Below are 411 nucleotides of genomic sequence, written 5' to 3' on the forward strand. Positions count from 1 at the left end.
CTACTTCTTCGCGGACTCGACGGCGTGGCCGCCGAACTGGTTGCGCAGGGCCGCGATCATCTTCATCTGGGGCGAGTCGTCCTGGCGGGAGGCGAAGCGGGCGAACAGCGAGGCGGTGATCGCGGGCAGCGGCACGGCGTTGTCGATGGCCGCCTCCACCGTCCAGCGGCCCTCGCCGGAGTCCTGGGCGAAGCCGCGCAGCCGTTCCAGGTGCTCGTCCTCGTCCAGCGCGTTGACCGCCAGGTCAAGGAGCCAGGAGCGGATGACGGTGCCCTCCTGCCAGGAGCGGAAGACCTCGCGCACGTCGGTGACCGAGTCCACCGCCTGCAGCAGTTCCCAGCCCTCGGCGTAGGCCTGCATCATGGCGTACTCGATGCCGTTGTGGACCATCTTGGAGAAGTGGCCCGCGCC

General features: G+C 69.3%; 1 pseudogene. It reads right to left on the bottom strand.

Features of this window, described 5'->3' with window-relative positions:
- A pseudogene (locus KM933_RS38825) lies at positions 1 to 411 on the bottom strand (6-phosphogluconate dehydrogenase); the annotation flags it as partial.

The organism is Streptomyces beigongshangae (assembly GCF_019710745.1).
Lineage (GTDB): Bacteria > Actinomycetota > Actinomycetes > Streptomycetales > Streptomycetaceae > Streptomyces > Streptomyces beigongshangae.